Here is a 25174-nt window from a genome sequence, read left to right as displayed (position 1 = left end):
TCCGTTCTTTTATTTGCTGTTTTTTGGTTAATTTGAGAGCAATTTTATAAGAATGTCCTTTGCCTTATTATTGGATTTTACGGGTTATATCGAGTATCTGCTGTTTGTTTTGCTTGGCTCTGCGGTTGGAATTGGCTATATTGTCCGTTATACGTTAGTCTTTTTCGTCAGTCGCTAATATTTTATCAAAGTTGCTTGCAAACGGATTTCGTAGGTAAACGTAGTTTATAAACCCTTTACCTTTGTGCTTATTTGTGCGGGTCTTAACGTAAAACGCCACTGACTTAGTTACTGTCAGGGGCGTTTTGATTTTTTGTTTTATTTTTACTGCATTATACCGCCGGAACGCTCGGAAAGCAGCTTCTTTATAGTCTCCTGCAATACTTTCATATCCGCTGGCTTTGCCAGATGTGCATTCATTCCTGCCTTTACCGTTCTTATAACGTCCTCCGAAAATGAATTTGCCGTGAGGGCGATTATTATTACCCAATTTGCATCGGGTCTGTCAAGTGCTCTGATAGCCGCTGCCGAAGCACAGCCGTCCATTACGGGCATCTGCATATCCATTATGATAACATCGCAGCTGAAAAGCTCCGAGCGCTTGAATATCTCCAGCGCTTCCTTGCCGTCGCAGGCAGGCGTTACCTTTACGCCGTGTTCTGTGAGCAGGTCGGACATAAGCTCACGGTTAAGCTCATTGTCATCTACCACCAGCATATTAAGGTTCTTTATGCAGTCGTCATTTGCCTGAACTGCCGTTTCTTCTGTGGGGACAGGCGCAAAGGGAAGCGTTACTACCACTTTGGTTCCCTTGCCTGCGGTGCTGGAAACATCTATCTGACCGCCCTTCTGGGTAACAAGGCTCTTTACTATCGCCATTCCCAGACCGCCGCCTGTTTCGGAGCGGTTGCCGAATCTGTTTTCCTGAGAATATGGGGTGAAAAGCTTCGGCAGGAACGCTTCGGACATTCCTATTCCCGTGTCTTCCACGGTGAAAATGTAGTTGCTGCTGTCCGGAGCTGCCTGACGCATGGTTACGGTTATGCTGTCTCCGCTTCGTGTAAAGCGGACTGCGTTTGAAAGCAGATTGTTCATTATCTGGGACAGCTTCAGCACGTCGCCCATTACCATGTCCTTTGAGATGTCGATCTTTATCTCGCAGCGTTTTCCCTGTGCTACAGCCTGCTCACGGAACGGCTGCACGATGTTTGTAAATTCCTCACGCAGGTTTATCACCTTGCGGTCAATGGGCATCAGACCGTCCTCTATTCGGGATATTTCCAGAATGTTATTGATAAGTCCCAGCATATCCTTGCCTGAATATTCTATCTTTTTCAGATAATCCAGCCGCTTATTTTCAGGGCAGTCGGGGCTCATGGCAAGCTCGTTCATGCCGAGAATTATGTTAAGGGGCGTGCGCATTTCGTGGCTCATTTTGGAGAAGAAATATTTCTGTGATTTCTCGCTGGCATCTGCGGAGGCAAGGGCGCTTTCCAGCAGCTTTGTGTGGCGTATCTGCTGCTGTTTTTCCGTATCTATCTGGCGGAATACCAGTATGCCCTCGTCCTTTGTCAGCGACTCATCAATGATAAATGCCATATTTACCCACTTGTCATCGCCGTTCATCTTTCTGAGAAAATCGCCGCCGAAATCCTTTATCTGCTTGGAAGCCAGCTCTCTCAGGTGTTCAAGGGAGAATGAGGAGCGCATTTCCGCCGCCGTATCTTCATCTACTACAGATGCAAAGCCGTCCATCATTGCATTGAATTCGCCTTTTCGTGGGATAAGCTTCTGCATCTCGTCGGAGCCTTTTATCATATCATACGTGCCTTTTTTCAGGTCAATGCGGTAAATTGCATAATAGGTGTTGCACAGGGCACGGATTATGGCACCGGTGTGGATTATGGTTCGGCCCATATGTATATCATGCACGAACATAAATATTATTATGAGCATGAATACGGCAAATACCGAAACATAGATAATGATTATATTGTTGAAGCCTGTCAGCAGAACAGAGTGGGGGATAGTCATTATGCACAGCCAGCCGTTATTGACTTGGTTATAGTATATTCCCCTTACCTCGCCGTTCAGGTCGATGATATCATCGCCTTCGTTGGATATTTTTCCGTTATGTATATCGGCGCACAGCCCCATGGCATATTTCTCAATAGAAGCTTCATCTACCTCAAAGGGGGCAGTGTAATAAAGCAGATGACCGTCTGTATCAAAAAGGTAATATGCGCCTTTTTCGGGAAGGTTCAGTCCGCTGTGTTCGGATATAAAGTCCTGCTTTCTGAGATTTATAAACACTGCGCAGTCAGTATCGGGTTCGCCTGCTGCGGCAACGGTGAACTTTGCTCCGCTTTCGTCATTGATGTCCGTGAATATTACCTGACCGTCAGCAGCCAGTACATTGCGGTACCAGCCTGTATTTTCAAAGTCGTACTTATCCAGTCCCTCTATAGGCTCGGTGGATACGAGCCTGCCCTTTATGATAGCAAAGCACTGCAGGTCAGGATTGCCTGAGGCATCTGCAGCCTTTTTGAAGAAATCCTGCATTTTTATGCTTATTTCCTCAGGGGAGCCGCTTTCCTCCGAGCTTTCCATAGACGACATACCCATTTTTATGATGGTGTTGTAAACGGCAATGCTCCGCTCCTCGTCGGAAGCATAGCTTTGTATAAGCTCATGCCCCATCTTGCGTAAATTTATGAGCAGCACCTTATATGTGCCCAGCATACTTACCAGCACAAGCACAAAAACCACTGCCAGAGTGATAAGAGTTCTGAGATTATCGTTCCATATTCGTTTTTTAGTCACTTCATGAAATCTATCCATATATTTGCCCTGCTTGTAATTTGTGTTTACGATGAAAAATCCGTGATTTTGCCCTGTTGGATTTGTTCATTTTATTATATCATCTTTGCAAGTTGCCTTTTAACAGATGTCAAAAATTTTTTGTGAATAATAGGTAACATTGTGTTTTATAAATATAACCTAAAGTTAAGATTTTATAATTAGTTTACAAAAAGCACATCTGATGGGCTTAGCATTGCGTTGGAAAAATATAAGACCAGAGGATAGACGGCATACTGTTCCTTGACAATGAGCTTAATGTGGTGCAGAGTGCGGGCATGAGTATCCCCACGGAGGATATTATCCGTGAGATAAGCGGAATGAACGGGGATATCAGCTTCAACTTCGGCGCAGTAAGGCGTTTTGACGGCAAGGGCTTTGTGGTGTGCTTCGGCAAGGATGCAGAGACGGGCGATAAGAAGATAACTCCCGAAAATATGCTTGTGGGCTATCAGGTGGCAATGGATGGCACTGTTATCATCACGGACGGCAGCAGGGTTGTATTGGGAAAATACAATATTTATGTGCTTATCCCCAAGAAGATACTTTTATTCACTGTCAGGGACATCACCGAGCAGAAAAACAAGGAGATAGAATATCAGCAGAAGATAATCGACTCTGCCCGTGAGGCTGAGCAGGCAAATGCTGCCAAGACCGAGTTTTTGCGCCGTATGAGCCACGATATCAGAACCCCCCATAAACGGCATTATGGGTATGCTTGACATTGCCGACCATTTCCCTGAGGATATGGAAAAGCAGACTGAGTGCAGGCGGAAGGTAAGGGACACTTCGGGCTTCCTGTTAGACTTGGTAAACCAAAGGTGCTATTGCGGTTTTGCAGCAGCACCTTTGGTTATTACGTTTGTTATTTTGTTACCTCATTTGCAAAAAGTCCGTTTTCTGCGGCATTTCCCGCAAAGAAATTATCCGCATTGGAAAGCGTTGTTGTTGCAATAGCACTGAGCGCTTCCGCTGTCAGGAACGCCTGATGTGATGTGATTATTACATTCGGCATTGATACCAGCAGCGAAAGTGTTTCGTCGTCTATGATATCTCCCGAACGGTCCTCGTAGAAAACGTCCGCCTCTTCCTCGTAAACGTCCAGTCCCGCTGCTGCGATACGCTTTTCACGCAGTGCGGTAAGAAGTGCGTGGCTGTCGATAAGCTTTCCTCTTGAAGTGTTTATGACGAATGCGGAGGGCTTCATAAGCTTCAATGAGTTTTCGTTCACGATGTACTTTGTATCATGTGTCAGCGGGCAGTGGAGAGAGATGATGTCGCTCTTTTCAAAAAGCTCTTCGGGGCTTACATATTTTGCGCCCTTTGCCGCAAATCCTTCCGAGGGGTAAGGGTCATATGCTAGGATATCCATTCCGAAGCCCTTGCATATATCTCCGAAAACCTGACCTATTTTTCCTGTGCCTATGATGCCTGCGGTCTTGCCGTGAAGGTCAAAGCCTGTAAGACCGTTTATGCTGAAATTATAGTCTCTTGTGCGCAGGTATGATTTGTGTATCTTGCGGTTAAGGAGCAGTATCAGCGCCATTGCGTGCTCGGCAACGGCGTAAGGGGAGTAGGCGGGAACTCTCAGCACTCTTATCCTGCCTGCGGCATATTTCAGGTCAACGTTGTTATAGCCTGCGCAGCGCAGTAGCACCAGCTCCACACCGATCTCGTTCAGTGCGTCGATAACGTATCTGTCGATATTATCATTCACAAAGGCGCATACGGCTTTGCAACCCTTTGCCAGTGCGGCGGTATCACAGGTGAGCTTATCTTCAAAGTAGCGGAGCTTGTATCTGCCGTTGTTGTGGCGGTCGAAGCTGTCCTTGTCATAGGGCTTGGTGTCATAAAAAGCAATAGTTTCCATATAGGCCTCCTTATAAAATATACTGTTATTGTATGATTTTATTATACTATACTTCCAAGGATTTGTCAATATACCAAATCGGTATATTTTTATGCGGTTCATATTTCACAAATCATAGTATTTGTTCCTCGTGATTTTTTATTCAGTCGGTACGTTGTTTTTTTGTTGATATTATGTAATTAAACTGTAATAAATTTTGTTGTAATTACTATTGGCATTTGGGAAAATATATGTTATAATAAAGACAAATAGGGAGCAATACCAAAGCTGTACTAACCTTATAATACAAACCCGATATTTGTTCCGTATGAAAAAATAAATAAACAAAGGAGATTTTACAATGAGCAAGAAATTGACTAAGTCCATCGCTTCTATTGCATGCGCAGCCCTGATGGCTTCTCAGATGTTTGCGTTCAATGCTTCTGCTATTGAAAATAATGGTGGATATTATTATTACTACAACGGCGTTTACTATTCCTACCCTGTAGATGCTGATACTGCATCAGGCGTAGCAGGAACTTACGAAGCCGTTCCTACAAGCAGAGTTCCCGCCGGTGCTACCGAAAAGTACATTGACCCCAGATTCCCCAACAAGTACTACGATACAAAGAAGGCAGCTGAGGACGCAGGCATAGAGAATCCTCACGTTGTTTACATCGGCACATATTACGGCAACTACCCCAGCGCTACCGGTGCTTACTACAGCTCCTACACAAATAAGTACTACAGAACCTATTCCGAGGCTCTCGCTGCTTCCAACAACAACAGCACTTATGTATCTTATGTTGCTAACTACTACGGCAACAGCTACTACGGCTATTACTACAGCTCTTACACACGTCAGTACTATTCTACATACAGCGCAGCTCTTGCAGCTTCCAACGGCAACTCTGCTTATGTAACATATGTTGGCAACAGTGCTTACGGCCGTGGCTATTACTACAGCACATACACAGGTAAGTGCTACAACACTTATGAGGCAGCTCTTGCAGCTTCCAACAACAACAGCTCCTTCGTAACCTACGTTGGCGGCGCTTATGACGGAAACGCAAGCTCCATCTACAGATACTACTACAACGGCGTTGCATATCCTTCTCTCGATGCAGCTATCGCAGCAGGCGGAACTGCTCTCGGCATTGATATCTACTATGCTCCCGTTGGCAGCACAGGCAACGTTAAGTACTATTACTACTACAACGGAACCTACTACGGCAGCCTTGACGCAGCTATTGAAGCAGGCGGAACCGCTCTCGGCGTAGATATTTCCTATGTTCCTTACAACTACTACGGCAAGAACTACAACTACGGCTACGGCTATAACTATGGCTACGGCTATCTTACCGATCCTTACCTCATGTTCAGAAAGGATCCTTTCTCCACTTCTACTTCCACAAGCAAGACCGATGCAGCTGAGGACGGCGAGCCTTACCTCTACGGCAACAAGAACTATGCAGGCTGGAAGACCATTGTTAAGTACATCAACAATGCTAAGAAGGGCGCTAACATCAAGGTTGATATGAACGGCTGCTCCGTTGTTGACAAGAGAGTATTTGACGCACTTGACGGCAGAAACGTAAGCGTAACATTCGTTCTCGACAACGGTGTTAAGTGGACTGTTAACGGCAAGAACGTTGATACTCCTCAGGACGTTACCATCTACACTGAGTACAACATTGACTACATCCCCGCTTCCCTCGTTAAGAAGGCTTCCAACGGTGCTGTTTCCAAGGCTCAGATTGGTGTTTCCACAAGCTTCAATGACTTCGGAACCACTGCAAGCGTAACAGTTAAGTTCAACAAGAAGCGTGCTGATCTCACAGCTGTAGTTTACCGCTACAACCCCGACAGCAGGTCTCTCAAGGCTGTTTACAAGACCAAGGTTCAGTCCAACGGTTCCTGCACATTCACAGTTGACCAGGGCGGTCCTTACCTCATAGTTCTCAAGTAATTTTGCTTGAATAATACGACTTAAAAAATTTAAGCCATAGTATTTCTGATGCAATTTCAGAGATACTATGGCTTTTCTTTAAAGTATGACATTGTAATGGGGGATAATATGAGCAGACAGATGATTGAATTTTTTACTGTATGGGGCTTTCCTGTATTCTCGTGGGCAGTTGCTTTGTTCTTTTGGATACTGACATATGTTGTTGCTCCTATACAAAGCCGCAAAAGTGGGAAGCACGTATCGGGATTTCCGGGCATGGCATTTGTTTTCTGTATTCTGGCAGGCGTGCTTTCGCCCTGCAAATGGCTGGTGCTGCTGTGCCTGTCGGACATCAGCGTTACAGCGCTTCCCTTTTTCCTGCTGAGGAAATATATCAGGGATAAAAAAGATAAGTGATATGAGGATTGGATAAGGGCATAAAAATGGGCTGCCGCAGTATTTAGCTGTGGCAGCCATTTCTTTATTATAATGCAGTGCGGGAGAGGATAAAGAAATCCGCACAAATAAGCACAAGGCAAAGGGTTTGGGAAGTCCACTGAGGGCAGAGCCATCTGGTCGTCCTCCGCAGAGGACGAAATCCATTTGCGAGCGGCTAAAATGATAAAACCCAAAGCCGACAAATTATAAATTTCCAAAGCCGCCTGCACTGTAAATTTAAAATCAAGCAAAATAAAAGTTTCATTTCGAACAAATCAGAAACAATTTCATGCAGGCGGCTTGAAACCAAGAGCCGTTCCGTCAGGAACGACGATTTTGGTTTCCGCCGTAAGGCGCAGGTACGGATAAATCAGCAAATTCCTTGCTTTAACGCTTACTAAAAAAGGCTGCTGCATCTCGTGCAGCAGCCACTTTTATTATTCCTCCCCGGCAAGCTCTTTGTAAAGCCCGATATAGAGCTTTGCGGAGCTGTCCCAGCTGAAGTCATTTTTCATTGCATCGGAAACAAGCTTTGCCCAGGCAGGCTTGTTCTTGTAGTATTCATATGCTCTGCATACGGCGTTGAGCATATCGTGAGCGTTATAGGTCTTGAATGTGAATCCGTTGCCGTTTTCACCGCCTGCGTCTCTTACGCTGTCCCTAAGTCCGCCTGTTTCACGGACAATGGGTATAGTTCCGTAGCGCATGGATATCATCTGTGCCAGTCCGCAAGGCTCACTCTGTGAGGGCATCAGGAACATATCCGCACCTGCATATATGCGGCGGGCGAGGTCGGGAACGAAGCCGATGGTGGCACTTACTCTGTCGGGATAGCGCCATGCCATTTCCTTGAAGAAATCCTCGAATATCTTCTCGCCCGAACCCAGGATAGCAAAGCGGCAGCCCATATTCACCATTTCCTCGAAAACGTACTTGATAAGGTCGATTCCCTTGTGGGAAACAAATCTTGTAACAATTCCGATGATAGGCTCGCCGTTCTTTGCAAGCTTCAGCTCCTTTTCAAGAGCTTCCTTGCACTTTTCCTTGCCTGAGATATCATCGGCGGAGAAGTGAGCGGGGATCAGGGGATCCTTTTCGGGGTCATAGAGCTTTGTGTCTATGCCGTTAAGGAAGCCGCAGAGCTTATACTGCTTGTTTGCAAGGGCACGGTCAAGGCCGTGAGCGTACCATGGGTCAAGTATCTCCCAAGCATAGCTGGGGGAAACGGTGGTTATCTTATCCGCTGTCTCGAAAGCGCCCTTCATCATATTGATGCAGCCGTCATATTCCAGCAGATTTGCATGGTACATGGGAATGCCCATTACCTCGTTGAGTACGTCCATGCCGTACTTGCCCTGATACTGGATATTGTGGATAGTGAACACGGTCTTGATATCCTCATAGCCGTGCTGATATTTGTAGTAGGTCTGATAATAAACTGGAACAAGGGCGGTCTGCCAGTCGTTGCAGTTTATTATCTGAGGCTTCCAGTCGATGTGCCTGATAAGCTCCATTACCGCACGGGAGAGGAAAACAAAGCGCTCGCAGTCGTCATAGAAGCCGTAAAGGCCGTCTCTTGCATAGTAATATTCGTTATCCAGCAGATAATATGTCACGTTGTTTGCATGACCCTCGAAAACGCCGCAGTACTGCTTTCTCCAGCCAACGTCAACGGTGAAGTTCATAAGGAATCTCAGGTCCTTGCGAAGCTCGGGCTTTATGCTTTTATAAAGGGGCAGAACTACACGGCAGTCATGGCCTGCCTTGCACAGAGCCGCAGGAAGTGAGCCTGCAACATCGGCAAGTCCGCCCGAAGCTGCATATGGAAGAGCCTCCGAAGCTGTATAAAGTATTCTCATATGGTGTGGTTTCCTTTCATAAAAATCGGCCTGCCCTGAGCATATCCCAAGGCAAGCCGATCGGTCAGTTTTTATCAGATCTCAGCACCCTTGCCGATGTAGATGGGGTAGTTTGCAGAGCCTGTAAGTATCTTGCGGTCGGTGATCTTAACGATCTTATCTGTGATAACGCAGTCAACAACGCAGTTCTTGCCGATAACGGTATCCTGCATGATGATGCTGTCCTTAACAACAGAGCCCTTGCCTACCTTTGCGCCTCTGAACAGGATAGAGTTCTCAACAGTACCCTCGATGATGCAGCCGTCAGCGATAAGGGAGTTCTTTACCTTTGCGCCGATAGCGAACTTTGCGGGAGGATTATCTCTTACCTTGGTGTAAATAGGAGCATTGTCGGGGAACAGCTTCTGTCTCTTGTCGGTATCAAGAAGAGCCATATTAGCATTGTAATAGGACTTGATATCAGTGATCTTGGAGAAGTAGCCCTCGTGCTTATAAGCCATGATCTTGTAATCATTGCATCTTGCCTGGAGAATGCTCTTTGCAAAGCTGTAGATGCCCTTTGCAGCACCGTCGGCTACCATGTTCATGAGCAGATCCTTGGAGATGATGTATGTATTCAGGCAAACGTTGCACTCGCCGCTGATCTGGGGGTCGATAAGAACGTTGTTTACTCTTCCTGTTTCGTCGATGCCAAGAATGTTGCTGTGCTCAGCAGCCTCAAGGTCAAGGTTTGCGGTGGAATAAACAGCAGTGATATCGGCGCCGCTCTTGATGTGAGCGTCAAATACCTTGTTGTAGTCAAGGCTTGTTACAACGTCGCAGTCGGACATGATAACATAGTCTGCGTCGGAGCACTTGATGAAATCGGAAATGCCGTAGAGAGCCTCAAGACGTCCTCTGTACATACCGCTGGTCAGGTTGCTGAAAGGAGGCAGCAGGTGAAGTCCGCCGTTCTTTCTTGCCATATCCCACTCACGGCCGCTGCCCAGGTGGTCGAGCAGTGACTGGTAGTTGGACTTTGTGATGATACCAACCTCATCAACGCCTGAATTAGCCATGTTAGAGAGGGTGAAGTCGATAAGTCTGTAGCGTCCGCCGAACATAACGGAACCCATTGTTCTCTGTCTTGTAAGTTCGGGAACTACGTTCTCGTGCATATTGGCAAAGATTATGCCAAGGATTTTTTTATTTAAGCTCATTTGAAATAACCTTCCTTCCGTGAAAACTCTTACTTCTTCTTGATATCGGGAACCATCTGCTTGGGACCTACGACCTGATTTTCAGCGATCGTGATCTTGTTGCCGATAACGGCAATGCCCCAGTCGTCTCGGTTTTCAACGGTTTCGGGACGAGCGCCGATGTGTGCGCCCTTTTCGATAATGGAATTTTCGCCTACGATAGCGTACTCTACAGTTGCGCCCTCCTTGATAACGGAGCCGGGCATGATGATTGAATCTGTTACGGTTGCGCCCTTTTCGATGGTAACGCCCTCGTAGATTACGGAGAAGTCGATGTTGCCGTCGATGATGCAGCCCTCTGCGATCATGGAGTTCTCAACATTTGCGTTCTCGCCTATGTACTGAGGAGGAAGAACGGGGTTTCTGGAGTACATCTTCCAGTCAGGATCGTAAAGGTCGATGGGGATATTGGGATTGAGGAGGTCCATGTTTGCTTCCCACAGGGAATCAAGGGTTCCAACGTCCTTCCAGTAGCCGTCAAAGGTGTAAGCAACAAGCTTTTCGCCTGCGTTCATCATGTTGGGGATAATAGCCTTACCGAAGTCCTTATCTTCATCGGGGTTGTTCTCGTTGTCGATAAGGTACTGCTTCAGCTTGCTCCATGTGAAGATGTAGATACCCATGGAAGCAAGGGTGGAACGGGGGTGCTTGGGCTTCTCCTCGAAGTCAACGATGTTTCCGTCGTCATCGGTTATCATGATGCCGAAACGGGAAGCTTCCTCCATGGGAACGTCCAGAACGGCGATGGTAGCAGCAGCGTTCTTTTCCTTGTGATAGCTGAGCATCTCGTTATAGTCCATTTTGTAGATGTGGTCGCCTGAAAGAACCACAACATACTCGGGGTTGTATCTGTCAACGAAAGCAATGTTCTGGTAGATAGCGTTTGCAGTACCCTTGTACCACTCAGCGCCCAGAGCGGTCTGATAAGGAGGCAGGCAGTGAGCGCCGCCGTACTGCTTATCAAGGTCCCAGGGCTGACCGTTGCCGATGTAGTCATTAAGTACGAGAGGCTGATACTGGGTGAGGACACCTACTGTATCAATACCTGAGTTTACGCAGTTGGAAAGAGGAAAATCGATGATCCTGTATTTTCCTCCGTATGGAACGGCAGGCTTTGCCATATCCTGAGTGAGGGCATACAAACGGCTGCCCTGTCCGCCTGCCAGAAGCATTGCGACGCATTCTTTTTTAGTGTACATCTTGAAAATCCTTCCTTTCGATATATACTGCCTGCTTATTTGGCAGTCTTTTCGGTCTTGGACTTGCTTGCCTTCTTGGGAGCAGTCGATGCCGAAGTTGTTTTTGCTGTTGATGCTGTATTTTCGGACTTTTCCGCAGTTTTTGCTGATGTATTCTCAGAAGATGTTTCCTCTGTTGCGGCAGCCTTTGCCGAAGCAGCCTTCGCAGAAGTTGCCTTCGCTGAAGGCTTCTTCTTTGCGGGAGCCTTGGCTGTCTTGCGTGTCTTGACCTCAGCGGTCTCGGTCACGTCGATAACAGTGTCGGACTTCTTTGCACGCTTCTTGGGCGGTACATATCTGAAGTACATTGCGGAAAGTCCCGGAATCGTCAGGGATATGGAGTAATCATAGCCGTGCATGGAATATTCCTCCGCTTTGATCCTGCCGTTATCCACCTCGCCCGAGCCGCCGTATTTCAGGTCGTCTGTGGAGAGTATCTGCTCATATGTGCCCTCGTAAGGAACGCCGATCTTGTAATCGGTGCGTGTTACGGGAACGAAGTTGCAGACAACGATGATCTCATCATGCTTACCTTGTTCGGATGTGCTTATCCTGCGGAAAGAGATAACACTCTGGGTGTAATCGTCCGCACATATCCACTTGAATCCGTCCCATGAATCGTCATCGTGCCACAGGGGCTTCGACTCCAGATAGAGGTGATTTATATCCTTGAAGAATTCGTGCATTTTAAGGTGGGTCTCAAAGCCCAGCAGCAGCCAGTCGAGTTCCTCTTCATAGTTCCACTCGATGACCTGTGCAAGCTCTGTTCCCATGAAGTTGAGCTTCTTTCCGGGGTGAGCGTACATATATGCGATGAACGCCCTCATGGAAGCAAATTTGCCCTCCATCGTGCCGGAGCTCATTTTGCTGAACAGCGATGCCTTTCCGTGAACTACCTCATCGTGTGAGATAGGCAGTATGTAGTTCTCGCTGAAAGCGTAGAAGAAAGAGAATGTAAGCTTTCCGTGGTTGCCCGCACGGTAGATGGGGTCGGTGCGCATATAGTCCAGCGTATCGTTCATCCAGCCCATGTTCCACTTGAAGTTGAAGCCAAGGCCGCCGATATCGGCAGGCTTTGTTACCATAGGCCATGCGGTGGACTCCTCAGCGATCATGAGCACATCGGGATTTCTTGCAAACACAACAGTGTTGAGCTTCTGCAAAAACTCGATAGCCTCAAGATTTTCGTGGCCGCCGTTCTTGTTGGGACGCCATTCACGTCTGTCGTAGTCAAGGTAGAGCATTGAAGCAACAGCGTCAACTCTGAGACCGTCCAGATGGAATTTTTCTATCCAGTATATAGCGTTTGAAATAAGGAACGAGCGTACCTCGCCCTTGCCGTAGTCGAAAACTCTTGTTCCCCATGCGGCGTGCTCCTTTTTCAGAGGATCGGAATATTCATAGCAGCAGTCGCCGTCAAACTCGAAAAGACCTGCGGAATCCTTTGGAAAGTGGGCAGGTACCCAGTCGAGGATAACGGAAATGCCGTTCTGATGGAAAATGTCTATCATTTCCATGAACTGAGCGGGAGTACCATAGCGGGAGGTGGGGGCATAATAGCCAATTACCTGATATCCCCATGAGCCGTCAAAGGGATATTCCGCCAGAGGCATAAGCTCAAGGTGGGTGTAGCCCATTTCCTTGAGGTAGTCGGACATTTCATGTGCGAACTTGATATAATCGAAGGGAGAGCCGTCCTTATACTGCCTCCATGAGCCGAGGTGAGCCTCGTAGATGTTCATGGGGCTTTTATAAACGTTGGTCTTAGCCTTCTGCTGATACCATTTCTGGTCGTGCCACTGGTAATTATCAATATCAAAGAACTTTGACGCAGTGTTGGGGCGCAGCTCCATATGGCAGCCGTAGGGGTCTGCCTTTTCAACGATGCTGTAGTGAGAGGTCTCCACGCTGTACTTGTAGGTGAAATAATCCTCCACGCCCTCAACGAACACTTCCCACACGGTGGGGTCGTCCAGACGGTACATGGGATTTTTTGACCTGTCCCAGCCGTTGAAATCGCCGATAAGTGAAACGGACTTTGCCTTGGGAGCCCATACTCTGAAATATGCGCCCTCCACGCCGTCCTTTACCGCCTTATGGGCACCGAAAAAGTTAAAAGCTTCGCAGTTGTTTCCCTCATGGAACACAAACAGCGGAAATTCGTAGTTTTCTACAGTATTTTTGTTGTCGTTCATCTCTATATAAAACCCACCTTTTGGTACAAAATACACATGGAAACGGTATGCGGTGAATTTGCACACTTTTCCAAGCTTTCGTATATAAATATTTTAACAGATTGTGCATTAAATTACAAGGGGTATTGTAAAAGTTTTACAAATCTCACGTATTTTTTACAAGCGCCTTGTATATATTCACAACAGATTTCAACAGTTTCAAAATCGGCATTAAAATAAAAATGTTTATATTTTGTAAAGTCTTACAGCAGCAACGGTCTTGTCGTCCCTGCGGCGCATTTTTTCTTCCGATGACAGCTCATTTTCGTCCGATGCTGCCATTATCTTGTCGCATATCTGCTCGCAGGTGAGAGTTTCATTTTCCAGAAGAGCGGTTATATAGCCCATATGCTCGGGGCCTATGCCGTCGGTGGTCATTACCAGCCGTGAGCGGCTGTCAAGGGTGAAATGCTCCTCGGTTATCTTGGCGGAAGCGATTATGCCAAGGGGAGCGGAGCAGTCGGAATACACCTCTGTGTAGGCTGTTTCCCCGTCCCTCAGCATAACTACAGTGGGGGCTGCACCCATTTTGATGAGCCTTGTGGCGCCGCTGTACAGGTTTATTTCCATAATATCCGCAGTGGTAAAGGTCTCATCGGGGGAGGCTGCGGTCATTAACACGTTAAGCGTTCTTATAGCGCTTTCCAGCCCTGTTCCCGAAAGAATGAGCCGCCTCAGCATATTCACCGCCATGCTGCTTTCCGCCGCAGCTCTTGCGCCCTTGCCCATGCCGTCCGCCAGAATAATGTAGTAATTGCCCCTGCCGTCCTCAAAGCAGCCGTGGCTGTCGCCGCTCACGCCGCTTTCGGCTGCAAAGGCAAGTATGCGGCAGTCGGGGGTATAGCTTGCTTCCGTGCGCCAGCGTATCCGCATGATGCGCTTATCGCCCTCGCCGCAGCATATTATGGCAGGCTTTGAAAGCTCATATCCCAAAAGCAGACCAAGGCGCTCGGTCATCTCCGCCATGTCAGGCTCGGGGATCTTTTTCTCACGGCATATGTATGCTTCCGCAAATGGGTGCAGGTCGCTGTCAAAGGCAACGCTCACCGACTTTGCTTCTATGCCGCAGTCCGCCAGTATCCTTGCGGCTGATTCGGAAAGGGAGAAATCCTCTTTAAAGCGTGGGTCAAGCTCCTCCGCCATTGACATTATTATACCGCAGGAGGCGGAAAGCTGCTCGGAAGCGCCCTCTAAAAATCTCCGCACGAATGCGCTCTTTCGGCTCTGCAGCGCTCTGAGCTCCATTGCATGAGTGCAGGCATAAGCGACCTGAGCTTTCGCACGGCAGCCGTCGAAGCCCGTCGGCAGCTCGCCGCAAGTAACCGAACCCTTGCTCTCCGCCAGAGCTTCAGCGGCCTTGAAGCAATCATCGGCAGTTTTGTCCGACACAGCGCAGAAAACCGCCGTACACTTGCGCTGAGAGCAGTATTTGCCGCATACGGTGCTCCTGACAATATCGCTGATCTTTTCATCGGGAGCCTCCGTGCATCTGCTGAGCATATCCGAAGCTGTTTCCACATCGTTTCCCACCTCCTCAAGCACCTGCGCCGCAAAGCCAAGCCTGTCCGAACGGATATCCTCCCCCTTTGACCTGACGGAGCATATGCCGTTGAGCTTTGGCATATAAAGCCTTTCGGGGATAAGGCAGTACAGGGCGGCGGCTATGCCCATGTCCGCAATAAATTCGGGCGTGCCCGAGGGCATTCCCGCCGCTGCGGTTATGCCGAATGCCGAGCAGATAAAGCAGATGTTCACCGCATATTTGCCCCTGATGTGATATAGTCCCGAAGCAAGCCCTGCAAAGGCAAGCATTGCTCCGCACCGACCAAGGGACTGCTCCGCCAGAAGAAAAGCCGAGGCGGAGAGAACTCCCACAGCCCCTCCTCCCCTTACTCCGAACTTCCTTGCGGCGGCAGCGGTGCAGAAGCCTGCGGCAATGCGGCCTGCGTTGATTATCCACACCGTTTTTGAGCAAAGGGCGGCAATGATTATCATATAAACGATGCCCGCATAGAATACGCTGTTCATTTTGGCATTCCCATTGTCACTGCACCCTCTCCGTGCAAGCCTTTTTGTCTCGCACATACAATATGAGGCAGCGGAGCACATAAGTCCTCTGAAAAAAACTGCGGCAAAAAGCACCCAGTCACCGCTGCCTGCGCTTACCGCACTGGCGCATATGAAGTAGATAAGTCCTGCAGCAATGGCTTTTATTCTGCTGCCCTTCTGCCTGCTGAAAATCTTGCAGTAAATGACAGTGAGGACTGCCGCCGAAAGCTCTGCGATGCACTTCCACACCGACCCCGTGACAAGTGCCGAGCATATACCGCCGAAAAGCGCCGCTGTGCCGTACAGCGGCGTGAGTGCCGATATGAGCGAGGTGAGGAACGGTGACAGCGTTCCCCCTATTTTTACGTTGGTGATAAGAAAGCCTGCCGCCGCCGAGGCGATGACTGCGCATATATTCGGCGCTGTATGTACCCGAGGCTGATTTGTCTGTACTTCCGATGGTGATAGTGTTTTTGTCTGCATGAGTATCGTCCTTTCTTTTGTTTATCTTTTGTTCCGAAGAATGTTGTGATAACAATTATAATAAAAAGGATATAAGAAAAAGCTCGAAACGTGGAAATATGCACGAATTAGGATACTCATTACGGTTCGTTAATAATATACAAATATACTTGACAAAATAAAATTAAGATGGTATAATTTATTATATAAAAATGCTGTGATTCTGTGACTGTTTTGTCAGGATACGGCAAGAGAATAAACGGGAGGAATGCAGATTGAAAATCAAAAAGCGCTATTATGTTGCGTGCATACTTATGTGTGTAGCCGCACTTCTGCTGGGCATTGCTACATTCTACGTGGAAATGGGTCTTTCACGCTACGCAAAGCTTAACAGTGTTACTTCAAAGACTTGGATGGCAACTTCGGGAAGTGACCTTGAAACAAGGCTCAACACCGACCTTTTCGTATCAAAGGTATATGATATTACCGATGAAGATCACTTTGATTACATCGGAACTCAGGTAGTTGTTGACGGCAAGTACATGGCATATGACCAGGAGGTATATGCTACAGGCATCGTGCTCAACGGCGATGCGGAGCTTGGTCAGAGATATTCCATCTATTACAAGCCCGATGATCCTCACATGATCTACCGCACCACAAGCTACGGTCAGTATCTGGTGATACTTGCAGCAATCATTGTTATAACAGCTGTTCTTATCGTTGTTTGCCGAATCCTCAATAAGTCCCTGAAGGACAATACATTCAGTGAGTCTGCGGTGACTATCATGGATATCCCCATTGTTGCACTTGTTGCAGCAGTTATCCTTGCATTCTTTGCAGGAATGCTTATCGGTAACGTTCAGGTAGATTCTACTTATACCGTTATCAGCGAGGGCCTTGCACAGCAGTATGCTTCCCACGACCTCACCATCTGATAAAACTGCATAAAAACGAAGATCCCGATGCGCTTGCATCGGGATTTTTTTGTTTACCATTTCTTATCTTCACTTGGGCAGTACATATCTTTTTTTGCGGCTCTCAGCTCCACAAAGCAGCCGCATTTTCCGCATATGCCGCTGCCCAGACTTTCGCAGCTGCCGCAGATGTCCAGCCGATGGCGGTATGTGTCATCGTCTGCCCGCTTTTCCTCGGGCAGAGCTGCTATCATGTCCTTTATCTCGTTATAAACGCCGCCCGGGTCAAGCTCGCTGAAAAAGCATTTTTTGCAGAATGGTCTCATTTGAATCTCTCCCTGATAAGCTCCTGTACTTCCGTTATGGGCAGACCTGTTATCCTGTGGCTGCCTATGTACTCGGAGTTTGTGTATATTATCACATCGCAGGATCTGTTCATGCGCTGGAAAATCGTCTGAGTAATGCGTATCTCCGCCACACGCTCCAGAGGAACGGTGATGGTGTGGAATGAGTACCACACGCTGTATTTTGCGCACACGCTCTTGTCGGTGATGTTTATGCCGTTGGTGCAGTATGCGCAGGCTTTTACGAATACAAGCCATATTGCGGGTATCTCAAGCAGTATAGACATAAACCATATCAGGCTGTACCAGTGTGGAAACATTATCATAAGCACCATTCCCAACAGCAGTATGCCATAGACCGCCAGCGCAGGGGGCATTATAAATCGCATTATATAGGTGGTTCTGGGGTTGATGTAGCTTTCCGCCCCCGAGAAATCGGGCAGCAGCATTTCCATGACGCTGGAAAGCTTACGCACGCTTTTTCCGTCGTTTATACGCCTGATTGAGCATATGGGCACGAACACGGGAAACTCGTTCTTACGCTTGCCGTAGCCTGTGCAGTTTACGTGTACCGAGGTTATGCCGAAGAATTTCATCAGCAGGTTCTGGCGCATATCGGCGATGTTCACCCTGCGGCTGTTGATGCAGTACATTCGCTTGACGATAAGTCCTGCGGAGATGATTATGCACTTTCCCCTGCGCCCTGCGGTGAAGTTTATGTGCCGCAGGATATTTTCCGCAAAGGATATGAGAAAGCCCACGCCGATGATTATTGAAACGGCTATGCCCGCAGGGGAGATGCCCTTGATGAGCCGTCCCAGCCGGCTTGCCACAACGTCCGAAAGGTCATTGACCACGGTGAGGAAATCTCTTTCCAGCTGGTCGCCGATGATGTCCGTACTTCCCGAAAAGGCGGTTATCAGCAGGGCAACGCCCGACAGTGCTGATGAGAACAGGAATGAAAACGCCACAAGGCTCCGCTTGGACACCTTGTAGGTGTAATTTATCTTTTTAGGCTCGTCCTCGGTAAAGGCGGCGGAAAGAAGATTGAAAAGCTGCGCTCTGGTCATGCGGTCGGTCATTATGTTTACGTCCGCCTGCTTGCGGCTGCCTGTAACAGCGTCGGTGTCGATATAAAGCCGTATCGCCCCGAATTTGCCGTAAATGGGGTTTTCTTCGCTGGTAACGGCGCTTATGCACTTAAAGGGGATATACGTGTCACGGCGGACGATAACTCCCGTTTTTATATGCACGGAATCGTCGGTCACTTCATATGAGGTGCAGTACCACCTCATATATGCGGCGGCTATCATTACCGTTACAGCCAGAATATCCCACTGTGCGCCCGATGCCCAGTTGTAGAAGTCGAATTTCAGCGCCACGAGACCACGTATGAGAGGGATAAGCAGCAGCCAGAAGTTCTTTGAGGTGTATCCTATGATGGCGAGAGGGTGCTGTCTTTTCACTTTCTGTCCTCCCCGCTGTCCGTGTCGGTGAATGTGAGCTGCGAGTCGGGGATATCGTCAAAGCTCAGCTGCCTGAAGCTGCTGTAGCCGTCAAGCACGTCCGATATCTCCTCGGAGCTTAAAAGAGAGGAATTGTCGGTATAAACATAATCGGCAGAGCCGTCCGACTGGGAAAGGGAATATTTCCCCTTGGGAGTGGGCTGTGTCTTAGCTTTCGGCTCTTTTTTTGCAGTGATAGAGCGCTCAAATATATCCAGTATCTCACGGCAGTCCCCGGCGGAGAGGAACATCAGCAGCATGGAGCCGCCCAGGGCGTTCAGCGAAATAAAATTAAAGCAGGTGTATTTTGAAAAGGGCAGGGATATCCTTGAAGCGTGCTGAATGGCAGAGAGCTTCATTATCCTGTAGGTCTTGGATATAAGACCGCTGCATGAAATTATCTCGTTATCCTTCATAATGTACCGTATGGTTTTGTACCACATTGGCAGGAAAATAACGATAAACACCACATATATCGCCGCAAAAATTATCATCAGCACGATTATGAGCTTTTCGGGGAGGCTGGTGGTATCGGGTAGATACTGTGGAAATTTTTCTTTGACATATTGCCTGAGTATATTAAGGGCAAAGATGATGACCAAAGTCAGCAGGAAAGCGGCAGCTGATAAAAATTTTCGTCCCTTGGGGTCTGAGGTATATTGTTTTGTCATCTTACCGCTCCTTTGCAAAAAAATAGTCAGCACCACAAGGATATGTGCGGTGCTGACGTTATTATACCATATTTATCTTTTTAAATCAATGCTATTATGAAAAAAGGTGTAGCATGAACGGTCGTGCGATAACTCAGGTGCAATTACATTAAGAGTGTGCTTGTGCGGACTTTTTTCTTTGCTTATCTATTATTCTATTCTCCAGTCCACAGGCTCTATGCCGTGTGCTTCCAGAAAAGCATTACACTTGGAAAAATGCCTGCACCCGAAAAATCCGTTGTATGCTGACAATGGCGACGGGTGAGCCGCTTCAAGCACAAGATGATTGGGATTTGTGATGAACTGCTTCTTTGAACGTGCATTTGCTCCCCATAATAAGAATACCATGGGCTTCTCACGCTCATTGAGCTTCTTTATAACGTCATCGGTGAATATCTCCCAGCCCTTGCCTTTATGTGAATTTGCCTGTCCCCTGCGGACGGTGAGGACTGTGTTTAAAAGCAGCACGCCGTTATCCGCCCACTTGTACAGCTCTCCGTGAGGTGCGGGTGGTATTCCCAGGTCTGCGTTCAGCTCTTTATATATGTTCTGGAGCGACGGCGGAATGGGGCAGCCCTTCTGAACGGAAAAGCAGAGGCCGTGTGCCTGCCCGGGCTCGTGATATGGATCCTGCCCCAGTATCACTGCCTTTATATCGCTGTATGAAGCGTGCTTCATTGCGTTGAAGATGTTGTTCATATCAGGATATATCTCTTTTGTGAAATACTCCTGCTTTAAAAATTCCCTCAGCTGCTTGTAGTAGGGCAGGTCAAACTCCCCTGCCATTATCTCGTCCCATTCGTTGCCGAAATGAACCATCATGCTCCCCCTTATTTGCTTAACATTATTTGCTTAACATTGGTTTCAGATATCTGCCTGTATAGCTCTTATCGCAGGCTGCCACTTCCTCGGGAGTTCCGCAGCATACCAGCGTTCCGCCCTTGTCGCCGCCCTCGGGGCCAAGGTCGATAAGATAATCCGCTGTTTTTATCACGTCAAGGTTATGCTCTATGACAAGCACGGTGTTTCCGCCGTCGGTAAGGCGTTCCAGCACCTCCAGCAGCTTGTGTACATCTGCTGTGTGGAGGCCTGTGGTAGGCTCGTCAAGCACATATATCGTCTTGCCTGTGGAGCGCTTTGAAAGCTCCGCAGCCAGCTTTACACGCTGAGCTTCTCCGCCCGAAAGCGTTGTTGCGGGCTGACCTATTTTCACGTAGCCCAGTCCCACTTCCTGCAGCGTCAGCAGCTTGCGGTATATTTTGGGGTGGTTTGAGAAAAACTCCACGCCCTCGTCAACTGTCATTTCAAGCACATCGTAAATGTTCTTGCCCTTGTACTTTACTTCCAGAGTTTCACGGTTATAGCGCTTGCCCTTGCAGACCTCGCAGGGGACATACACATCGGGCAGGAAGTGCATTTCTATCTTGATTATGCCGTCGCCCTCGCAGGCTTCGCAGCGGCCGCCCTTGACGTTGAATGAAAATCTGCCTGAGGTATAGCCGTGCATTTTTGCGTCGTTGGTCTCGGCAAAAAGGTCTCTTATATCGTTGAAAACGCCTGTGTATGTGGCGGGGTTTGAACGGGGAGTTCTGCCGATAGGCGACTGGTCGATGGCTATTATCTTATCAAGATACTCGTCTCCCTCGATAGAGTCAAAAGCTCCGGGGCGGGTCCTTGCCCTGTTGAGCTTTGCCGCCAGATACTTGTAGATTATCTGGTTTACCAGCGATGATTTGCCCGAGCCGCTGACACCCGTTACGCAGGTGAATGTGCCCAGAGGTATTGAAACGTCGATGCCTTTAAGGTTATTTTCCTTTGCACCGTGAACGGTGAGCAGCTTGCCGCTTCCCGCTCTTCTTGTTTCGGGAACGGGGACTTTTCTCCTGCCGCTGAGATATGCGCCTGTTATGGATCGTTCGCAGTTCATAACGTCCTGCACTGTGCCTGCGCAGATTATCTCGCCGCCGTGAACGCCTGCATATGGGCCTACGTCAACGATGAAATCCGCCGCTCTCATGGTATCCTCGTCATGCTCAACTACGATAAGTGTGTTGCCCAGATCACGCAGACGCTTCAGCGTTGCGATAAGCTTGTCATTATCCCTCTGATGAAGACCGATAGACGGCTCATCAAGGATATAAAGCACACCCACCAGTGAAGAGCCTATCTGAGTTGCCAGACGTATTCTCTGGGACTCGCCGCCCGAAAGCGTTCCTGCGGAGCGGGACAGTGTAAGATATTCCAGACCCACGCTTTTAAGGAAGCCCAGCCTGTCCTTTATCTCCTTGACTATGCGCTCGGCGATGAAGCTTTCACGCTCGGTGAGAGTGAGCTTGTCGAAAAAGTCATAGCACTGCACCACGGACATATCCGTTACCTCTGCAATGTTCTTTCCGCCCACGGTAACACCGAGAATTTCCTTTTTAAGGCGCTTGCCGTGACATTCGGGGCAGTTTTCCTCGGACATATACTGCTCGATATCCGCCTTGCTCCATTCGGAGTTGCTTTCACGGTATCTGCGCTCAAGGTTGTTGACTATTCCCTCAAAAGGCTGATAATAAATGCCGCCGCCGTAGGCTGTGGTGCGGTGGAGCTTCAGCTTGATATCACCCGTGCCGTAAAGCAGGGCGTGAACAGCCTCATCGCTCCATTTTGAAAGCGGATCCTTGACGGAACAGCCGTAATGCTGGGCAACGCCCTTGAAATACATCATTGCGATGGAATTATCATCGGTGGTTGACCAGCCGCTTGCCTTTACGGCGCCCTCCATAATGGAAAGGTCGGGATTTGCGATAATAAGGTCGGGGTCTATCTTCTTGTAAACGCCCAGGCCCGTACATTTTTCGCAGGCTCCGTAGGGGTTGTTGAAGGAGAACATTCTGGGGGAAAGTTCTTCCATGGAAACTCCGTGCTCGGGGCAGGCGTAGTTCTGGGAGAACATGATGTCCTCACCGTCAACAACGCTGCATATTACAATGCCGCCCGAAATGCCTGCGGCGGTCTCGATGCTGTCCGCAAGGCGTGTGCCCATTTCGGGCTTTACCACAAGGCGGTCAACAACTATTTCAATAGTATGCTTCTTGTTTTTCTCCAGCTTTATCTCTTCCGACAGGTCATATACTATGCCGTCGATGCGCACACGCACATAGCCCGATTTGCCTGCGGCTTCAAGCTCCTTTGTGTGCTCGCCCTTTCGTCCACGGACAACGGGGGCAAGTATCTGTATCTTTGTGCCCTGAGGGAGAGAGGATATCTTGTCAACTATCTGGTCAACGGTCTGCTGCTTTATCTCTCTGCCGCAGACGGGGCAGTGGGGAACGCCTATTCTTGCGAAAAGCAGACGGAAGTAGTCGTATATCTCGGTAACGGTTCCCACAGTGGAGCGTGGGTTCTTTGAAGTTGTCTTCTGGTCGATGGAGATGGCAGGGGAAAGTCCCTCAATGGAATCCACATCGGGCTTGTCCATCTGACCCAGAAACATTCTGGCATAGGAGGACAGACTTTCCACGTATCTGCGCTGACCGTCGGCATATATGGTGTCAAAGGCAAGGGAGGATTTGCCCGAGCCTGAAAGACCCGTCATGACAATGAGCTTGTCACGGGGCAGCTCCAGGTCGATGTTTTTCAGATTGTGCTCCCTTGCACCTTTAATAACTATCTTGTCAATAGGCATCAGAATTTATCCTTTCAGAAATTGCAGTGACTTTTAATACCGATCTTTAATCAAATATACTAAGCTCGCCGCCGTCACGCAGGGAATATGTCCTGCTTTCGCCAACGATTATGTGATCCATGAGGGTTACGCCCACAGCACGGAATATCTCGTTTATCCGCCTGGTAACAGCAACGTCCTCGTCGGATGGACGGGGAGCGCCTTTGGGGTGGTTATGGGCAATGGCGGCCATGGTGCAGCCGTTTTTTGTGACCTCGCTCATTATTTTCCGCATATCAATGGTTGTGCAGGAGGACGAGCCACGGCTTATTTCGGTAACGGAGAGCCTGCGCAGGCGGCTGTCGAAGCAGGCAAGCATGAACTTTTCGGTGCTTTCGCCCACAAACATGGGCTTGAAAAGCTCTGCCAGCATATCGGAGTTGGTGTATGACTTCTTTTCGTCCTTGCCGCTGTAATAAACGCCTATAAGCTGTGGAATAAGCTTGAACAGCACCGCAGAATTCTGGGTTATCCCCTTTGTTTTGCAAAGCTCCTCAATGTCAGCGTCAAATACTCCCGCCACGCTGTCAAAGCGGTCGATAAGCTCGTGGGCGATCTGCTTGGTGTCCTGCCTGGGAATGGTGTAAAAGAGCAACAGCTCCAGTATCTCGTGGTCTGCAAAGCCATCCAGTCCCGTGTTCAGAAAGCGTTCCCTTACCCTGTCCCTGTGACCGAGGGCGGATTTTTTTCGCTTGTCATCGGCAGATATTTCCGACAGGTCGGCTTGGGCTTTCATTTCCTCGTTTCTTTCGGCAATGGCACGGTCAAGCTCATCATCGGCAACATGGCTGATATCGGGGTCGGTCAGCATAGCGGCACCTCCGTTCATATGTGTGTATTATACCGCAAATATTTTTAAATTTCAAGCATTATTTATAAATAGTACAGTACATCGCTCCGATTTTTTGACATCACGGGGCAATTATTGCCAAAGTGCGCAAAGTTTAAAGAAAAAAGCATTGACATTCTCTCTGTTATATGATATAATATGTAAGCTTAAATATGCGCCGCTGTGGTGAAATCGGCAGACACAAGGGACTTAAAATCCCTCGGAGTAACATCCGTACCGGTTCAAGTCCGGTCAGCGGCACCAAGCTAAGCCCCACAAATAACGTTTGTACGTTGTTTGTGGGGCTTTTTGTTTGCATAATGAATGCGGTTGTGCCTTAAGCTTTCGGCATATGTTTCTTTGGAAACGTTCCTTTTTTATGAGCCCATTCAGCCGCATTTTCTTTTATCCCGAACAGCCATTAAGTCTGAGATTTTGTGATCTGTTTTGGGCATAAAAAAATTGCCGTACAATGTACGGCAATTCAGTGGGGTGGGAGATGGGATTCGAACCCACGATCTTCGGGACCACAATCCGACGCTTTAACCAGCTAAGCTACACCCACCATATTTATGTAACGTTCTTACGGAGCGTTACAATATAAATACGCTCCCGAACGCAGAAGCATGGGAGCAAGACCGACAGGGATTCTAAGGAATCTGACTGCCGCAAAAGGCTTTCGCCTAAGAAAAAATTGGCGCGTCTTACTGGATTCGAACCAGTGGCTTACTGCTTAGAAGGCAGTTACTCTATCCAGCTGAGTTAAAGACGCATATCTGGAGCGGGTGATGGGAATCGAACCCACGCGACCAGCTTGGAAGGCTGGAGTTCTACCATTGAACTACACCCGCATTCACTGATCGTTCTTGCAAACCGTTCAAGTGACGATTTATATTATAGCACGGTATCTTGCTGTTGTCAATACTTCTGGAAATAAAAAATCTTATATTTTGAATATGGGTTTTTGTGCAAAATATGCAACT

General features: G+C 48.2%; 17 protein-coding genes and 4 tRNA genes. 5 read left to right on the top strand and 16 right to left on the bottom strand.

What is annotated here, in order from left to right; all coding sequences use genetic code 11:
• Positions 1 to 324: 324 nt before the first annotated feature.
• Positions 325 to 2841, bottom strand: coding sequence for a hybrid sensor histidine kinase/response regulator (locus tag OCV68_RS04480; protein ID WP_262571052.1), 2517 nt, complete (start codon positions 2839 to 2841; stop codon positions 325 to 327).
• Positions 2842 to 3137: 296 nt separating this feature from the next.
• Here OCV68_RS04480 and OCV68_RS04475 point away from each other — a divergent pair, with 296 nt between their 5' ends.
• Positions 3138 to 3581, top strand: a complete 444-nt coding sequence (locus OCV68_RS04475) for a hypothetical protein (protein ID WP_262571050.1) — start codon at positions 3138 to 3140, stop codon at positions 3579 to 3581.
• A 143-nt stretch (positions 3582 to 3724) separates the two neighbouring features.
• Here the strand turns inward: OCV68_RS04475 and OCV68_RS04470 are convergent, their stop codons facing one another.
• Complete coding sequence (locus OCV68_RS04470; protein ID WP_262571049.1) at positions 3725 to 4729, bottom strand: 2-hydroxyacid dehydrogenase; 1005 nt, start codon at positions 4727 to 4729, stop codon at positions 3725 to 3727.
• Between the two features lie 340 nt (positions 4730 to 5069).
• On the opposite strand from OCV68_RS04470, the gene OCV68_RS04465 reads away from it, so the two are divergent.
• Together OCV68_RS04465 and OCV68_RS04460 are read left to right on the top strand one after the other, a co-directional pair.
• The gene (locus OCV68_RS04465; protein ID WP_262571047.1) at positions 5070 to 6677 is read left to right on the top strand and encodes a hypothetical protein; all 1608 of its coding nucleotides are present in this window, start codon (positions 5070 to 5072) and stop codon (positions 6675 to 6677) included.
• A gap of 108 nt (positions 6678 to 6785) precedes the next feature.
• Positions 6786 to 7073, top strand: coding sequence for a hypothetical protein (locus OCV68_RS04460; RefSeq protein ID WP_262571045.1), 288 nt, complete (start codon positions 6786 to 6788; stop codon positions 7071 to 7073).
• A 458-nt stretch (positions 7074 to 7531) separates the two neighbouring features.
• Here the strand turns inward: OCV68_RS04460 and glgA are convergent, their stop codons facing one another.
• The 5 genes from glgA to OCV68_RS04435 all read right to left on the bottom strand — a co-directional run bounded on the left by glgA (position 7532) and on the right by OCV68_RS04435 (position 16195).
• Positions 7532 to 8953 (bottom strand): glycogen synthase GlgA, encoded by a 1422-nt coding sequence (gene glgA / locus OCV68_RS04455; RefSeq protein ID WP_147622908.1) that lies wholly within the window; start codon positions 8951 to 8953, stop codon positions 7532 to 7534.
• 74 nt (positions 8954 to 9027) lie between these two features.
• Positions 9028 to 10152 (bottom strand): glucose-1-phosphate adenylyltransferase subunit GlgD, encoded by a 1125-nt coding sequence (gene glgD / locus OCV68_RS04450; RefSeq protein ID WP_262571043.1) that lies wholly within the window; start codon positions 10150 to 10152, stop codon positions 9028 to 9030.
• A 29-nt stretch (positions 10153 to 10181) separates the two neighbouring features.
• Positions 10182 to 11390 carry a glucose-1-phosphate adenylyltransferase gene (locus tag OCV68_RS04445; protein WP_262571041.1) on the bottom strand — a complete coding sequence of 403 codons (1209 nt, stop codon included), beginning with the start codon at positions 11388 to 11390 and terminating at the stop codon, positions 10182 to 10184.
• A 35-nt stretch (positions 11391 to 11425) separates the two neighbouring features.
• A complete protein-coding gene (glgB, locus tag OCV68_RS04440; protein ID WP_262571039.1) occupies positions 11426 to 13624 on the bottom strand; it encodes a 1,4-alpha-glucan branching protein GlgB in 2199 nt (732 codons plus the stop codon).
• 225 nt (positions 13625 to 13849) lie between these two features.
• On the bottom strand, positions 13850 to 16195 hold the full coding sequence (locus tag OCV68_RS04435) for a SpoIIE family protein phosphatase (RefSeq protein ID WP_262571037.1): 2346 nt from the start codon (positions 16193 to 16195) through the stop codon (positions 13850 to 13852).
• Positions 16196 to 16449: 254 nt separating this feature from the next.
• Between OCV68_RS04435 and OCV68_RS04430 the strand changes: the two genes are divergently transcribed.
• Positions 16450 to 17112, top strand: a complete 663-nt coding sequence (locus OCV68_RS04430; protein ID WP_022474045.1) for a DUF2975 domain-containing protein — start codon at positions 16450 to 16452, stop codon at positions 17110 to 17112.
• A 53-nt stretch (positions 17113 to 17165) separates the two neighbouring features.
• On the opposite strand, the gene OCV68_RS04425 is transcribed toward OCV68_RS04430, so the two are convergent.
• From OCV68_RS04425 to OCV68_RS04400, 6 genes are all read right to left on the bottom strand, one after another.
• Entirely contained in the window at positions 17166 to 17417 is a 252-nt protein-coding gene (locus tag OCV68_RS04425) for a DUF6171 family protein (RefSeq protein WP_262571035.1), read from the bottom strand.
• Positions 17414 to 18901 (bottom strand): PH domain-containing protein, encoded by a 1488-nt coding sequence (locus tag OCV68_RS04420; protein WP_262571033.1) that lies wholly within the window; start codon positions 18899 to 18901, stop codon positions 17414 to 17416. The genes OCV68_RS04425 and OCV68_RS04420 overlap by 4 nt, the downstream gene beginning before the upstream one ends.
• Positions 18898 to 19611 (bottom strand): hypothetical protein, encoded by a 714-nt coding sequence (locus tag OCV68_RS04415; RefSeq protein ID WP_022474048.1) that lies wholly within the window; start codon positions 19609 to 19611, stop codon positions 18898 to 18900. The genes OCV68_RS04420 and OCV68_RS04415 overlap by 4 nt, the downstream gene beginning before the upstream one ends.
• Positions 19612 to 19800: 189 nt before the next feature.
• Positions 19801 to 20469, bottom strand: coding sequence for a uracil-DNA glycosylase (locus tag OCV68_RS04410; protein WP_022474049.1), 669 nt, complete (start codon positions 20467 to 20469; stop codon positions 19801 to 19803).
• A 25-nt stretch (positions 20470 to 20494) separates the two neighbouring features.
• On the bottom strand, positions 20495 to 23323 hold the full coding sequence (gene uvrA / locus OCV68_RS04405; protein ID WP_147622904.1) for an excinuclease ABC subunit UvrA: 2829 nt from the start codon (positions 23321 to 23323) through the stop codon (positions 20495 to 20497).
• Positions 23324 to 23369: 46 nt separating this feature from the next.
• Entirely contained in the window at positions 23370 to 24173 is an 804-nt protein-coding gene (locus tag OCV68_RS04400; RefSeq protein ID WP_262571031.1) for a JAB domain-containing protein, read from the bottom strand.
• Between the two features lie 195 nt (positions 24174 to 24368).
• Between OCV68_RS04400 and OCV68_RS04395 the strand changes: the two genes are divergently transcribed.
• Positions 24369 to 24455: transfer RNA gene (locus OCV68_RS04395), tRNA-Leu, on the top strand.
• 224 nt (positions 24456 to 24679) lie between these two features.
• Here the strand turns inward: OCV68_RS04395 and OCV68_RS04390 are convergent.
• The 3 genes from OCV68_RS04390 to OCV68_RS04380 form a co-directional block, all read right to left on the bottom strand.
• A tRNA-His gene (locus OCV68_RS04390) sits at positions 24680 to 24756 on the bottom strand.
• A 130-nt stretch (positions 24757 to 24886) separates the two neighbouring features.
• Positions 24887 to 24963 (bottom strand) — tRNA-Arg (locus tag OCV68_RS04385).
• 5 nt (positions 24964 to 24968) lie between these two features.
• Positions 24969 to 25042: transfer RNA gene (locus OCV68_RS04380), tRNA-Gly, on the bottom strand.
• Positions 25043 to 25174: the final 132 nt, after the last annotated feature.

This window comes from Huintestinicola butyrica, from assembly GCF_025567215.1.
Lineage (GTDB): Bacteria > Bacillota > Clostridia > Oscillospirales > Ruminococcaceae > Huintestinicola > Huintestinicola butyrica.
The sequence above is the reverse complement of the archived record's forward strand: the minus strand, read 5'-3'. Positions and strand labels throughout refer to the sequence as shown.

Coding starts and splice junctions, on each gene's coding strand:
- OCV68_RS04425 (WP_262571035.1), bottom strand. CDS start 17,417: ATGAGACCATTCTGCAAAAAATGCTTTTTCAGCGAGCTTGACCCGGGC.
- OCV68_RS04465 (WP_262571047.1), top strand. CDS start 5,070: ATGAGCAAGAAATTGACTAAGTCCATCGCTTCTATTGCATGCGCAGCC.
- OCV68_RS04475 (WP_262571050.1), top strand. CDS start 3,138: ATGAGTATCCCCACGGAGGATATTATCCGTGAGATAAGCGGAATGAAC.
- OCV68_RS04400 (WP_262571031.1), bottom strand. CDS start 24,173: ATGCTGACCGACCCCGATATCAGCCATGTTGCCGATGATGAGCTTGAC.
- glgA (WP_147622908.1), bottom strand. CDS start 8,953: ATGAGAATACTTTATACAGCTTCGGAGGCTCTTCCATATGCAGCTTCG.
- OCV68_RS04470 (WP_262571049.1), bottom strand. CDS start 4,729: ATGGAAACTATTGCTTTTTATGACACCAAGCCCTATGACAAGGACAGC.
- OCV68_RS04460 (WP_262571045.1), top strand. CDS start 6,786: ATGAGCAGACAGATGATTGAATTTTTTACTGTATGGGGCTTTCCTGTA.
- OCV68_RS04435 (WP_262571037.1), bottom strand. CDS start 16,195: ATGCAGACAAAAACACTATCACCATCGGAAGTACAGACAAATCAGCCT.
- OCV68_RS04480 (WP_262571052.1), bottom strand. CDS start 2,841: ATGGATAGATTTCATGAAGTGACTAAAAAACGAATATGGAACGATAAT.
- OCV68_RS04410 (WP_022474049.1), bottom strand. CDS start 20,469: ATGGTTCATTTCGGCAACGAATGGGACGAGATAATGGCAGGGGAGTTT.
- uvrA (WP_147622904.1), bottom strand. CDS start 23,323: ATGCCTATTGACAAGATAGTTATTAAAGGTGCAAGGGAGCACAATCTG.
- glgB (WP_262571039.1), bottom strand. CDS start 13,624: ATGAACGACAACAAAAATACTGTAGAAAACTACGAATTTCCGCTGTTT.
- OCV68_RS04445 (WP_262571041.1), bottom strand. CDS start 11,390: ATGTACACTAAAAAAGAATGCGTCGCAATGCTTCTGGCAGGCGGACAG.
- OCV68_RS04415 (WP_022474048.1), bottom strand. CDS start 19,611: ATGACAAAACAATATACCTCAGACCCCAAGGGACGAAAATTTTTATCA.
- glgD (WP_262571043.1), bottom strand. CDS start 10,152: ATGAGCTTAAATAAAAAAATCCTTGGCATAATCTTTGCCAATATGCAC.